The organism is Streptomyces antimicrobicus (assembly GCF_020532625.1).
Classification (GTDB): Bacteria; Actinomycetota; Actinomycetes; order Streptomycetales; family Streptomycetaceae; genus Streptomyces; species Streptomyces antimicrobicus.
Genome location: NZ_JAJAUY010000004.1, coordinates 90073 through 102865, shown reverse-complemented (window position 1 = coordinate 102865; position 12793 = coordinate 90073). Strand labels below are relative to the sequence as shown.

The following is a 12793-nucleotide window of genomic DNA, read 5'->3' as shown; positions in this document are numbered from 1 at the left end:
GAGCCGGCCCCGGAGCAGGCCGCCGAGCCGGTCGCGGCGGAGGCCGCCGCCGAGCCGGTGACCGCCGACGCCGCCGCCGAGGAGGCCGCCCCGGCCAAGAAGACGGCCCGTAAGACGGCCGCCAAGAAGGCCCCGGCGAAGAAGGCCGCCGCCAAGAAGACGACGACCGCCAAGAAGGCCGTCGCCAAGAAGACGACGGCGAAGAAGACCACGGCCAAGAAGGCGACGAAGAAGACCGCGGCGGCGGAGCAGCCCGCTCCGTCCGTCACGTCCTCGACGGAAGCCTGATCGGCCGAGCGGCCCGCGCCGCACTCCCTGTCCGGGCGCCTTCGGGGGCCCGGACGGGGGCCGGTTTGACCCTGTCAGGGGCAGACCGTAACCTAGACCGTCGGCGTGTCTGAGTGCACGCCAGCCACTGAGCACCTCACCTCCCGAGCCGCTGCGCGGTCCGGGGGAGGCCGCCCCGCGTTCGGCGGGGGTCGGCTGGCTTCAGGGGTTTTCGAATCGAGCGAGAGAGAGATCCGCGTGTACGCCATCGTGCGCAGCGGTGGTCGCCAGCACAAGGTTGCTGTCGGCGACATCGTTGAGGTTGACAAGATTTCCACTGCCAAGGTTGGCGACACGGTCGAGCTCTCGACCCTGCTCGTTGTCGACGGCGACGCCGTGACCTCCGACCCGTGGGTCCTGGCCGGCATCAAGGTCCAGGCCGAGGTCGTGGACCACCACAAGGGCGCCAAGATCGACATCCTGCGCTACAAGAACAAGACCGGCTACCGCCGTCGCCAGGGTCACCGTCAGCAGTACACGGCGATCAAGGTCACGTCCATCCCGACGGCCGCGAAGTAAAGAGGGACTGAGCAATGGCACACAAGAAGGGCGCATCGTCCACCCGGAACGGTCGCGACTCCAACGCCCAGCGGCTCGGCGTGAAGCGCTTCGGCGGTCAGCTGGTCAACGCTGGTGAGATCCTCGTCCGCCAGCGCGGCACCCACTTCCACCCGGGCGCCGGTGTCGGCCGCGGTGGCGACGACACGCTGTTCGCCCTGGAGGCCGGCGCCGTGCAGTTCGGCACGCACCGTGGCCGCAAGGTCGTGAACATCGTTCCGGCCGCCTGATCTTCCTGATCGAGCGTTCGTAACTTTCTGAGGGCGGATCTCTGTCTTCCCGGCGCACCGCGCCGGGAAGCGGGTCCGCCCTCGGCGCGTTACACAGGCTGTAGCGCACGAGACTTTTCCGCACATCTCTGGAGGAACACCCATGACCACCTTCGTGGACCGCGTCGAGCTGCACGTCGCCGCGGGTAACGGAGGCCACGGCTGCGCCTCCGTGCACCGGGAGAAGTTCAAGCCCCTCGGCGGGCCCGACGGCGGCAACGGCGGCCGCGGCGGTGACGTGATCCTGGTCGTCGACCAGTCGATCACCACCCTGCTGGACTACCACCACAGCCCGCACCGCAAGGCCACGAACGGCAAGCCCGGCGAGGGCGGCAACCGCTCCGGCAAGGACGGCCAGGACCTGGTCCTGCCCGTCCCCGACGGCACCGTCGTCCTCGACAAGCAGGGCAACGTCCTCGCCGACCTCGTCGGCCAGGGCACCACCTACGTCGCCGCCCAGGGCGGTCGCGGCGGCCTCGGCAACGCCGCGCTGGCCTCCGCCCGCCGCAAGGCCCCCGGCTTCGCCCTGCTGGGCGAGCCCGGTGACGTCGGCGACATCGTCCTGGAGCTCAAGACCGTCGCCGACGTGGCCCTCGTCGGCTACCCGAGCGCCGGCAAGTCCTCGCTGATCTCCGTGCTCTCCGCCGCGAAGCCGAAGATCGCCGACTACCCGTTCACCACCCTGGTCCCGAACCTGGGCGTGGTCACCGCCGGCTCCACCGTCTACACCATCGCCGACGTCCCCGGCCTGATCCCGGGCGCCAGCCAGGGCAAGGGCCTGGGCCTGGAGTTCCTGCGCCACGTCGAGCGCTGCTCGGTCCTGGTGCACGTCCTCGACACCGCCACCCTGGAGTCCGACCGCGACCCCGTCTCCGACCTCGACGTCATCGAGGAGGAGCTCAAGCTGTACGGCGGGGGCCTGGAGAAGCGCCCGCGCCTGGTCGTGCTGAACAAGGTCGACATCCCCGACGGCAAGGACCTGGCCGACATGATCCGGCCCGAGCTGGAGGAGCGCGGCTACCAGGTCTACGAGGTCTCCGCCGTGGCCCGCACCGGCCTGAAGGAGCTGTCCTTCGCCCTCGCCGAGATCGTCGCCAAGGCCCGCGCCCGCAAGCCCAAGCAGGAGGCGACCCGCATCGTCATCCGGCCGAAGGCCGTGGACGACGCCGGCTTCACCGTCACCTACGACGAGGCCGAGGACCTGTACCGCGTGCGCGGTGAGAAGCCGGAGCGCTGGGTGCGCCAGACCGACTTCAACAACGACGAGGCCGTGGGCTACCTGGCCGACCGCCTCAACCGCCTCGGCGTCGAGGACGAGCTGATGAAGGCCGGCGCCAAGGCCGGCGACGGCGTCGCCATCGGCCCCGACGAGAACGCGGTCGTCTTCGACTGGGAGCCGACCATGCAGGCCGGCGCCGAGATGCTGGGCCGCCGCGGTGAGGACCACCGCATGGAGGCCCCGCGTCCGGCCGCCCAGCGCCGCAAGGACCGGGAGGCCGAGCGCGGCGACTCCGCCCAGCGGGAGTACGACGAGTTCCGCCCGTTCTGACGGTTTGAGCTGCGCTTTACGGACCTCCCGTAGGATCCGTCCGGTGAGCAACCCAAGCGTCAGCGTCGTCGTGATCGCCTACAACGACGCCGGGCTCGTGGGCGAGGCCGTCGCATCGGCCCTCGCCCAGGGCCCGGTCGTCAGCGAGGTCATCGCCGTCGACGACAAGTCGGCCGACGGCACCGCGGCGGTGCTGGACGAGCTGGCCGCCGCGCACCCGCGGCTGAAGGTCGTGCACCGCACCGAGAACAGCGGTGGCTGCGGCACACCCCGCAACGACGGCATCGCCGCCGCGACCGCCCCCTACGTGCTGTTCCTCGACAGCGACGACGTCCTGCCGCCCGGGGCCGCCGAGGCGCTGCTGCGCGCCGCGACCGCCCACGACGCGCAGGTCACCGTGGGCGCGTGCGTGCGCCGGGAACTGCCCGAGGGCAACGACGTGCCCTGGATGCCCGGGCTGTACACCGCCGGTGACGTCATCGAGCGGCCCGCCGACCGCCCCGAGCTCGTCCGGGACACCCTGTGCGTCAACAAGCTGTACGAGCGGGCCTTCCTGGACAAGCACGCGATCCGGTTCCCCGACGGCCGGTTCGTCTACGAGGACTTCGTCTTCACCGCCCGGGTCCTGGCCGCCGCCCCCCGCATGGCCGTGATCGACGACCTCGTCTACGTCTGGCACGTGCGCCGCAGCGCCGCCCAGAAGTCGATCTCCCTGGACCGCAAGGACGTCGGCAACTGGCGTTCCCGCGTGGCCGCCCACCGCACGGCCGAGGAGATCCTGCGGGCAGCGTCCCCGGAACTGGCGCACGCCTGCCAGGTGAAGTTCCTGGAGTACGACCTGCGCATGTACCTGCGCGAGCTCGGTCAGGACCCCGAGTACCAGGCCGCCTGGTGGACGCTGACCCGGGACTACGTCGCCGGCTTCGAGGAGGCCGCCGTCGAGGCCGCCGCCGCCCGTGCCCGGTGGATCGTCCGGGTGCTGCGCGCCACCGCCACACCGCCGCCGGACGTCCAGCGCCTGACCCGCTTCGCCGCGGAGCCGCCGCGGCTGCTGCCCCCGTACGCGCAGGTGGACGGCGTACCGGTGTGGAGCCAGGAGGTGCCGGCGGTCCTCGACGGACTGGCCGGGCTGCCGGTCGCCGACCTGCCGGTCACCGTCGACGCCGAACCGTCCGGGGCCCTGCTGCGGGTGCGCGTGCACGACCTCTACGGCCGCCTGGCCGAGGCCGGCCCCCGCACCGCGCAGCTGCGTTTCCTGCCCCGCGGCGGCGGCGAGCCCGTCGCGGGCGAGCCGGCCGCGCTGCGCCCGGCGGGCGACGGCGTGTGGACCGCCGAGCTGCCCTTCCGCCTCGCCCCGCTGGCCGCCGCCGGCCGCCGCGCCGGGCGGCGCGGGATGCAGGCCTGGGACGTCCGGGCGGGCGTGGAGTGCGCGGACGGGAGCTCCTTGCTCACCTCCCTGCGCCCCCAGGGATCCCTGCTGCGCCGCCGGGCGCTGCCCAGCACCCGGTACGGTGTGCTGCTGGCGCAGCCCTACCGGACGGCGGCCGGCTCGCTCGCGCTGCGCCTCGCGCCCGGCGCGGAGGGCGCCCTGAACCTCGTACGCAACCGTCTCGGCCGGGCCCGCATGGGCCGCCGTTCCCGCTAGCCACAAGCACAGGGAGATACGCATGACGTTTCTGATCACCGGTGGCGCCGGTTACATCGGCTCGCACGTCGTCCGCGCGATGCTCGCCGCGGGCGAGCGGGTCGTCGTCCTCGACGACCTGTCCACCGGCAACGAGGACCGTGTGCCCGAGGGCGTCCCGCTGGTGATCGGCTCCGTCCTGGACCGGCTGGTCCTCGACGAGACCGTCCGGGAGCACCGGATCACCGGTGTCGTGCACCTGGCCGGCAAGAAGCAGGTGGGGGAGTCGGTGGAGAAGCCGACGTACTACTACCACGAGAACGTGCAGGGCCTGACGGTCCTGCTGGAGGCGGTGGCCGCCGCCGGTGTCCGCAGCTTCCTGTTCTCCTCCTCGGCCTCCGTGTACGGCATGCCGGACGTGGACACCGTCACCGAGGACACCCCCTGCCTGCCGCTGAGCCCCTACGGCGAGACCAAGCTGGCCGGCGAGTGGCTGGTTCGCGCGGCCGGCCGGGCCCACGGCATCGCCACCGCGTGCCTGCGCTACTTCAACGTGGCCGGCGCGGCCTCGCCGGAACTCGCCGACACCGGTGTCTTCAACCTGGTCCCGATGGTCTTCGAGCGCTACGACCGGGGCGAGGGCGCCCGCATCTTCGGCGACGACTACCCGACCCCGGACGGCACCTGCATCCGCGACTACATCCACGTCGAGGACCTCGCCGACGCCCATCTGGTGGCCGCGCGGAAGCTGGCCGAGTGGGCGGCGGCCGGCGACTACAAGGACCTGACGGTCAACATCGGCCGCGGCGAGGGGGTCTCCGTGCGCGAGATGACCCGCCTGATGAACGAGCTCACCGGCCACGCGTACGAGCCGGTGGTCACCCCGCGCCGCCCCGGAGACCCGGCGAAGGTCGTCGCCTCGGCCGACCGGATCGCCGCGGAACTGGGCTGGAAGGCCCGCCACGACGTCCGCGACATGATCACCTCGGCCTGGCAGGGCTGGCAGGCCAACCGCGTCCCGGCCCAGCACCACGAACGCTGAGCGTTCCACGGGACGCGCCGTCCCCGGCCCGCGGGCCGGGGACGGCGGTCGCCGTCAGCGCTCCAGGAACGCGAACAGCTCTTCCCACCGGTCGGTGACCGAGTCGGCCGAGTACCGCCGCACGCTGCGGAACGCCGCGTCGCCGAGCCGGTCGCGCAGCGCCTTGTCCGACATCAGCGTGTGCAGGTGCCCGGCCAGTTCCATGGTGTTGCCCAGCCGGGCCAGCAGGCCGTCCTCGCCGTCGGTGACGATCTCCCGGACACCCGGCGCGCAGTCGAACGCCACCGGCGCCACCCCGGCCGCCATCGCCTCCAGCAGCGTGATCGGGAAGCCCTCCGCCCGAGAGGCCTGCGCGAACACCGACGCGCCGCGCAGCGCACCGAGCACGTCGTTCGTGCTGCCCATCCACTCCACGGAGTCGTCCAGGCCCAGCTCCGTGCAGTGCGCCCGCAGCGCCGCCTCCTCCACGCCCGCGCCGTAGATCCGCAAGGTCCAGTCGGGGTGGTGCGGGGCGGCGTCGGCCCAGGCGTCGAGCAGCAGGTCGACGCCCTTCTCGAACGCGAGCCGGCCCACCGACGCCACGACCTTCGCCTCGCGGGGGGCGGGGGAGTCCGGCATGAACGGCAGCGGGTTGGGCATGCTGGCGACGTTCTCCATGCCCGCGCGGATCCACAGGTCCGCGTCCTCGGGCGTGAGGACCAGCAGCCGGTCCACCTCCGGGTAGTAGCGGCGGACCCGGGCCCCGCGGGTGGACTTCTGGCTGGCCTCGTACGACTCGTGGCTCATGCCGATGACACTGAGCCCCTTGGTGTCGGCCAGCGCCACCCACTCCATCGCCCACACCTGGGTGACGATCACCACCGCGCCCGGCCGGGCCTGGCGGAACAGCGCGCTCAGCTTCTCCGCCTGCGCCCGCATCCCGGCCCGCCGCGCCGCCTGCCGGCGCCGCTCGGGCGCGTTCAGCCGGCCCTTGACGCCGCTGAGCCGGCGGGCCTTGGGCGGGTGGGCGTCGTACAGCGTCGTCGTGGCGTAGGGCAGGTCCGCCGGGAGCTGCTGCCGGATCTCCTCGGCGACGGGCGCGATGCCGACGATGTGCACCCGGTGCCCGCGGTCGGTGAACAGCCGGGCCATCTGGTGCGACCAGGTGGTCACCCCGCCCAGCTCGTCGACGCTGTTGGAGACGATGAAGATGTCACGGCCGATGCTCACTTGCCGCTCCCGGTGAAGAACTTCTCGACGATCTGGCGGGCGGCGTCCCCGCGGTCGTACTCGCCGAACTCGGCGAGGAAGCGCTGGCGCGCCTCGGCGTACTTGGCGTCCGCCTCCTCGAAGGCGGAGACGGCCTGGAACAACTCGTCGGCCGTGGCGACGACCGGGCCCGGCGCCTTCTCCTTCAGGTCGAAGTACGTGCCGCGGATGTCGTTGGCGTACGTGTCGTAGTCGTACGCGAAGAACAGCATCGGCCGGTCCAGGACCGAGTAGTCGAACATCACCGAGGAGTAGTCCGTGATCAGCCCGTCGGCCAGGGCCAGCAGCGGGGTGATGTCGTGGTGGCGCGAGACGTCGATCACCCGGCCGGCCACCGACGGCGGCAACGAGACGCTGTTGAGGTAGTGCGTGCGCACCAGCAGCACGAACCGGTCGCCGAGCCGCTCGGCGAACTCCTCCACGTCGAAGGGGAAGGTGAAGCCCTCGACCTGGCCGTCGGCGTTCGCCCGGAACGTCGGCGCGTACAGCAGCACCTTCTTGTCGGGGTCGATGCCCAGCTCCGCGGCCAGCGGCCCGCGCACCCGCTCACCGCTGTCGACCTCGGCGCGGTGCGCCGCGACCAGGGCGTCGTTGCGCGGGTAGCCGGTGCGCAGCAGCACCTCGTCCCGCAGCCGGAAGCCCTTGGCCAGGGTGCGCGCGTCGTGCTCGGAACGGATCAGGAAGTGGTCGAAGCGGTCGATGGCCGCCTGGAACTTGGCCTGCCCGGCGCGGCCCTGCGCCTTGGTGCGCGGCTCGTGGAAGCCCATGCGCTTGAGCGCCGAGCCGTGCCAGGTCTGGATGTACGTCGTCCCGGGCCGCTTGGCCAGGGCCAGCGGGAACCCCTGGTTGTCGATCCAGAACTCGGCCTGGGCCAGCGCCCGCAGGTACGGCCAGCTCCAGCGCTTGACCAGGGTGGCCTCCTTGGGGAAGCCGGTGGGGCGGGCGCCGGCGTAGGACCAGACGGCCTCGAAGGCGACGCCCTGGCGGACCATCTCCTCGTAGACGGCCCGGGGGCTGTCGCTGTACTGCTTGCCCATGTGGCTCTCGAAGACGACCGTGCCCTTCTTGACCGGCAGCTTCGAGAACACCTCGTGGTAGACCTTGACCTTCTGCTCGCCCGAGCCGAGGTTGCGCCGGGCGTGCAGGGCCTTGCGCAGTCCGCGCTTGACCAGCCCCGCGGCCTTGCCGTGTATGGCGCTGTTGATCAGGTTCGAGGTGCGGACGGCGGCCGGGCCCTGGGCGACCAGGACGTAGGAGAGGTTGCCCTTCTTGGTGATCTCCGGCTCGAAGCGGTCGGAGACCAGCCGGGTCAGGCGCGGGCGCACGCGCAGCGCCGCCGCCCGGTCCAGGTGCACCCCGCCGACCGACACCCGGGTGGTGATCCGGTCCTCGCCGGCCGTCAGCTTCAGCCGGACGTCCCAGACGGCGTCGATGATGCCGAGCGGACGCACGGTGCGGCCGATGTCGGCGGTGCCGGACCACTCGATCGTGTCGCCGGCGTGGCGCACGGTTGTCACCGGGAAAGTGAACGAGCGGACGCCGACCTGCCGGCGGGCCCGGAACTCCAGCTCGGCGCTGAGCTCGGTGCCGGCCGTGATGCGGCCCAGGGGGTTCACCATGGCGCCGGTCAGCGTGACTGTGCCGCGGCCGTCGTCCTCGTAGGCGGTCAGCCGGTTGCCCAGGTGCAAGGAGGTCAGCGGCGTGGTGTGGAAGCCCTGGTCGGTGACGTCCAGTATCCGCCGGGCCTCGGTGTCCGCCGGGTCGTCGATGTGCCGGGCGCACCAGTAGACACGGCCGTCGCGCTCGGCGAGCGGGGAGGTCAGCCGGCCCTTGTTGGTCATGGCGTCGGCGGCCGGGAGCAGGTTGTCCCAGTCCTCCTTGCCCAGCAGGTAGGCGCAGATCGCCTGGAGGTAGGTGACGTTCTCGTACGCGGCCGGGTCGATGCCCGCGAGGTAGCCGTTGGCCAGCCGGGCGAACTCGGTGCGGTAGTCGTCGTCCAGCAGCGGCAGGTCGCGCAGGTGCAGCACGAGGTCGTGCTTGAGGAACTTGGCGTCCTTGGCGGACTTGATCGCGGTGTGGCCCTTGGCCGCGAGCAGCTCGTCGACGCGGCGGTGGATCTCCATCCGGTGGACGAAGTTCGCGATCTCGTGGCGCCGGTTGCTGATGGACTTCGCGGCGGCCTTCTCCACCACGTTCCAGTGGTAGACGCGGTTGGGGATCAGCGTGATGCGGCGGGCGGCGACGTAGGCCTGCGCCGAGAACAGCAGGTCCTCGTAGTGGATGCCGACCGGGAACCTCAGGTCGTTGTCCAGCAGGAACGAACGCCGGTAGCACTTGTTCGTGGAGAGGGTGTCGTAGACCAGCAGGTCCGGGTACTCGCTGATCGACTCCAGGGTGCGGGTGCGGGAGTAGATCCACGGGTACCACTCGGAGGTCTTGCCGAAGCGGTTGTCGACGAACACCCGCACGCACATGCCGGAGACGAGGTCGGCGCCGGTGGTCTCGGCGGCCTGCAGCATGTTCCGGCAGGCGTTCTTGTCGAGGACGTCGTCGCTGTCCAGGAACATCACGTACGTGCCGGTGGCCTGCTGGATCCCGTGGTTGCGCGGTGCTCCGCAGCCGCCGCTGTTCTCGGGCAGCCGGAAGGCGCGCACCCGGCCCGGGTGGGCGGCCTCCAGTTCCTGGGCGACGGCGAAGGAACGATCCTTGCTGCAGTCGTCGACGATCACGACTTCGACACCGGCCAGGGTCTGGTCCAACACGGACCGCACCGCTGTCGGCAGACGCTCTGCGTCGTTGTAGACGATGACGACCACGGAGACGTCAGGCACGTGCACCTCGATCCCTTCGTTCCATTCCTCTCCCGGACTCCGCCCGGGGCGACCCCCCACAACCCGTCAAAGCTACCGTGTGCGTCGCTGGACTCCGGCAGGCCGACATCCGCCGTGCATACTTCTAAGGAAGAGGTGAGTGTCGGGTCCGGTCGCTGACAATCACCCGTTCGGACCCCCCGCAGGAAGTGTTCATGACGAAGCTGTCCGTAGTAGTCCCCTGCTACAACGAAGAAGCAGTCATCGACGCGTTCGACACCGAGATCCGCAAGGTACTGGACTCCCTCCCCGTCGAGTACGAGGTCTGCTACGTCGACGACGGCAGCCGTGACGGAACTCTCGGCAAGCTCCGCGCGATCGCCGCGGAGCACGGCGAACGGACCCGGTACGTGTCGTTCAGCCGGAACTTCGGCAAGGAGGCCGGCATGCTCGCCGGCCTGCGCGAGACCACCGGCGACGCCGTCGTGATCATGGACGCGGACCTCCAGCACCCGCCGGAGCTCATCGCGACCATGCTCGACTACTACCGGCAGGGCCACGACCAGATCATCGCCCGCCGCACCCGCGAGGGCGACAAGAAGGTCCGCAGCGCGCTCAGCCGCCTGTACTACCGCGGCGTCAACCGCTGGGTCGACGTCGAGCTCACCGACGGCGTCGGCGACTTCCGGATGCTCTCCCGCCCGGCCGTGGACGCCCTGCTGTCGCTGCCCGAGTACAACCGCTTCTCCAAGGGCCTGTTCTCCTGGATCGGCTTCGACACCGTCCACTTCGACTACCGCAACGCCCAGCGCGAGGCCGGCGAGACCAAGTGGAAGTTCGGCAGCCTGCTGAACTACGCCATGGACGGCCTGATCTCCTTCAACAACCGGCCGCTGCGCGTCGGCATCTGGATCGGCGCCTCGCTGGTGGCCCTGACCGCGCTGTACGCCGTGTGGATCACCGTCAACGCGATCACCAACGGCGTCGACGCCCCCGGCTACGTCACCCTCGTGGCGATCATCGTCGGCCTCGGCGGCGTCCAGATGGTCATGCTGGGACTGATCGGCGAGTACATCGGCCGCATCTACTACGAGACCAAGCGCCGCCCGCACTTCCTGGTCAAGGAGTCCCACGGCGCGGACCGGCCGCTGCCGCGGGACCCCGCGTACGTGGTCACCGAGCGCTCGGCGGCCCCGTCGGAGCGCGGCGCCCGATGAAGGACCAGCTCGGACAAGTGGTGCGGTTCGCCCTCGTGGGCGGGGTCAACACCGGCACCTTCTTCGGCATCTACCTGCTGCTGCACCCCTGGATGCCGTACTTCGCCGCGTACTCGCTGGCCTTCGTGCTGGCGATGGTCGGCTCGTTCTTCATGAACACCTACTTCACCTACCGGACCCGCCCGACCTGGAAGAAGTTCCTGCTCTTCCCGCTCACCAACGTGACGAACTACCTGATCCAGTCGGTCGGCCTGTACGCCCTGGTGACCTGGGCCGGCATGGACACCCGGATCGCGCCGCTGGTCGCCGCCGTGGTGGCGATCCCCTTCACCTTCCTGCTCTCGCGCAAGATCCTGGTCCCCGGCTCGCGGGGGGCGGCGGCCGGCGGCGAGCCGGCGGTGGAGCCGGAACCGCAGGCCGCGGCCGGGCGCCCCCCGTCCACGGTCTGACACCGCCGGGCGGCCGACGCCCGGGACCCCGTAGATTGACGTCAGGCAAGTCGCGAGACGGCATGACGAGGGCAAGGGGATGGACGTGTCAGGGGCAAGGCAGGCGGTCGTGGACGCCCGCAGGATCGTGGTCAAGGTCGGCTCCTCCTCCCTCACCACCGCGGCCGGCGGGCTGGACGCCGACCGGGTGGACGCCCTGGTGGACGTCCTGGCCAAGGCGCGCAGCGGCGGCGAGAAGGAGATCGTCCTGGTCTCCTCCGGCGCCATCGCCGCCGGCCTCGCCCCGCTGGGCCTGCGCCGCCGCCCCAAGGACCTGGCCCGGCAGCAGGCCGCCGCCAGCGTCGGCCAGGGCCTGCTGGTCGCCCGCTACACCGCCTCCTTCGCCCGCTACGGCGTCCGCGTCGGCCAGGTCCTGCTGACCACGGACGACACCAGCCGCCGGGCCCACTACCGCAACGCGTACCGCACCCTGGACCAGCTGCTGGCCATGGGCGCCCTGCCGGTCGTCAACGAGAACGACACCGTCGCCACCGACGAGATCCGCTTCGGCGACAACGACCGCCTCGCCGCGCTGGTCGCCCACCTGGTCCGCGCCGACCTCCTGGTCCTGCTCTCGGACGTGGACGGCCTGTACGACGGCGACCCGTCGCTGCCCGGCACCACCCGGATCGAGGAGGTCCGCGGCCCCGCCGACATCGCCCACGTCTCCATCGGCAGCGCCGGCAAGGCGGGAGTGGGCACCGGCGGCATGGTCACCAAGGTCGAGGCCGCGCGGATCGCCGCCGCCGCCGGGGTCCCGGTCGTCCTCACCTCCGCCAGCCAGGCCGCGGACGCCCTGTCGGGCCGGGAGACGGGCACCTTCTTCCACGCCACCGGCAAGCGGTCCGCCGACCGGCTGCTCTGGCTCCAGCACGCCTCCACCCCGCAGGGCCACCTGGTCCTCGACGAGGGCGCGGTACGCGCCGTGACCGAACGCGGCAGCTCGCTGCTGCCGGCCGGGATCGCCGCGGTGGAGGGCGACTTCACCGCCGGCGACCCGGTGGAACTGCGCGACGCCGACGGCCGGGCCGTCGCCCGGGGCCTGGTCAACTTCGACGCCAAGGAGCTGCCGCGGCTGCTCGGCCGCTCCACGCGCGAACTGGCGCGCGAACTGGGACCCGAGTACGAGCGGGAGGTCGTCCACCGGGACGATCTCGTCCTGCTCCAGGGCTGAGGTTCTGTAAAACCGCCGCGAAACGGGCCAAGGACTGGTCAACTGTGGGAGTCGGGCGAAGACGCAGGGCGAAGGAGGCGGCTGGTGAGGCGAGCGCTGACCAGCGTCCCCGGCGGGGGCGCGGACGAGGACGACTCCCGGCTGTGGCACATCACCCTGAGCGTCTCCGGCAAGCCGGTGCCCCTGGGTGAGGTCCGCCGGGCCCTGGAACAGCTGGCCCACGACCATCCGTTCCTGCTGACCAGCCGGTACGCGGACGACCACGCGGAGATCCGCTACTGGGAGGAGGCCCGCGACCTCCACGACGCCGCCGCGGTCGCCCTCCGCCTGTGGGGCGAACACCGCTCGACGGCGAAGCTCCCGCCGTGGGAGATCGTGGGCCTGGAGGTTATCGACCGCGCCACGTACCACCAGCGCGTGGCCGAAGGCTACGGCCCGCCCCCGGCCCACCCGGTGGGCGTCCACCCCTACTGACACCGCCCGGGGG

Annotated in this window: 12 protein-coding genes; 10 read left to right on the top strand and 2 right to left on the bottom strand. The window is 71.5% G+C overall.

Features of this window, described 5'->3' with window-relative positions:
* The 6 genes from LG632_RS02220 to galE all read left to right on the top strand — a co-directional run.
* Nucleotides 1–288 (top strand): hypothetical protein (locus LG632_RS02220; protein WP_226724596.1); only part of this gene is annotated, 288 nt, incomplete at its 5' end.
* Between the two features lie 237 nt (nt 289–525).
* Nucleotides 526–846, top strand: coding sequence for a 50S ribosomal protein L21 (gene rplU / locus LG632_RS02215; protein ID WP_010476312.1), 321 nt, complete (start codon nt 526–528; stop codon nt 844–846).
* Between the two features lie 14 nt (nt 847–860).
* The gene (rpmA, locus tag LG632_RS02210; protein ID WP_030366504.1) at nt 861–1115 is read left to right on the top strand and encodes a 50S ribosomal protein L27; all 255 of its coding nucleotides are present in this window, start codon (nt 861–863) and stop codon (nt 1113–1115) included.
* A 142-nt stretch (nt 1116–1257) separates the two neighbouring features.
* On the top strand, nt 1258–2703 hold the full coding sequence (obgE, locus tag LG632_RS02205) for a GTPase ObgE (RefSeq protein WP_226724595.1): 1446 nt from the start codon (nt 1258–1260) through the stop codon (nt 2701–2703).
* Nucleotides 2704–2746: 43 nt separating this feature from the next.
* Nucleotides 2747–4348 (top strand): glycosyltransferase family 2 protein, encoded by a 1602-nt coding sequence (locus LG632_RS02200; RefSeq protein ID WP_226724594.1) that lies wholly within the window; start codon nt 2747–2749, stop codon nt 4346–4348.
* Between the two features lie 22 nt (nt 4349–4370).
* On the top strand, nt 4371–5369 hold the full coding sequence (galE, locus tag LG632_RS02195; RefSeq protein WP_226724593.1) for a UDP-glucose 4-epimerase GalE: 999 nt from the start codon (nt 4371–4373) through the stop codon (nt 5367–5369).
* Nucleotides 5370–5423: 54 nt separating this feature from the next.
* Here the strand turns inward: galE and LG632_RS02190 are convergent, their stop codons facing one another.
* Both LG632_RS02190 and LG632_RS02185 read right to left on the bottom strand, forming a co-directional pair.
* A complete protein-coding gene (locus LG632_RS02190; protein ID WP_226724592.1) occupies nt 5424–6578 on the bottom strand; it encodes a glycosyltransferase in 1155 nt (384 codons plus the stop codon).
* Nucleotides 6575–9454 carry a bifunctional glycosyltransferase/CDP-glycerol:glycerophosphate glycerophosphotransferase gene (locus LG632_RS02185; protein ID WP_226724591.1) on the bottom strand — a complete coding sequence of 960 codons (2880 nt, stop codon included), beginning with the start codon at nt 9452–9454 and terminating at the stop codon, nt 6575–6577. The genes LG632_RS02190 and LG632_RS02185 overlap by 4 nt, the downstream gene beginning before the upstream one ends.
* A 188-nt stretch (nt 9455–9642) precedes the next feature.
* Between LG632_RS02185 and LG632_RS02180 the strand changes: the two genes are divergently transcribed.
* From LG632_RS02180 to LG632_RS02165, 4 genes are all read left to right on the top strand, one after another.
* On the top strand, nt 9643–10644 hold the full coding sequence (locus LG632_RS02180; protein WP_226724590.1) for a glycosyltransferase family 2 protein: 1002 nt from the start codon (nt 9643–9645) through the stop codon (nt 10642–10644).
* Nucleotides 10641–11093, top strand: coding sequence for a GtrA family protein (locus LG632_RS02175; protein WP_226724589.1), 453 nt, complete (start codon nt 10641–10643; stop codon nt 11091–11093). The genes LG632_RS02180 and LG632_RS02175 overlap by 4 nt, the downstream gene beginning before the upstream one ends.
* An 85-nt stretch (nt 11094–11178) precedes the next feature.
* Complete coding sequence (gene proB, locus LG632_RS02170) at nt 11179–12306, top strand: glutamate 5-kinase (RefSeq protein WP_226724588.1); 1128 nt, start codon at nt 11179–11181, stop codon at nt 12304–12306.
* 42 nt (nt 12307–12348) lie between these two features.
* Complete coding sequence (locus LG632_RS02165) at nt 12349–12780, top strand: DUF8830 family protein (protein ID WP_374203379.1); 432 nt, start codon at nt 12349–12351, stop codon at nt 12778–12780.
* Nucleotides 12781–12793 lie beyond the last annotated feature (13 nt).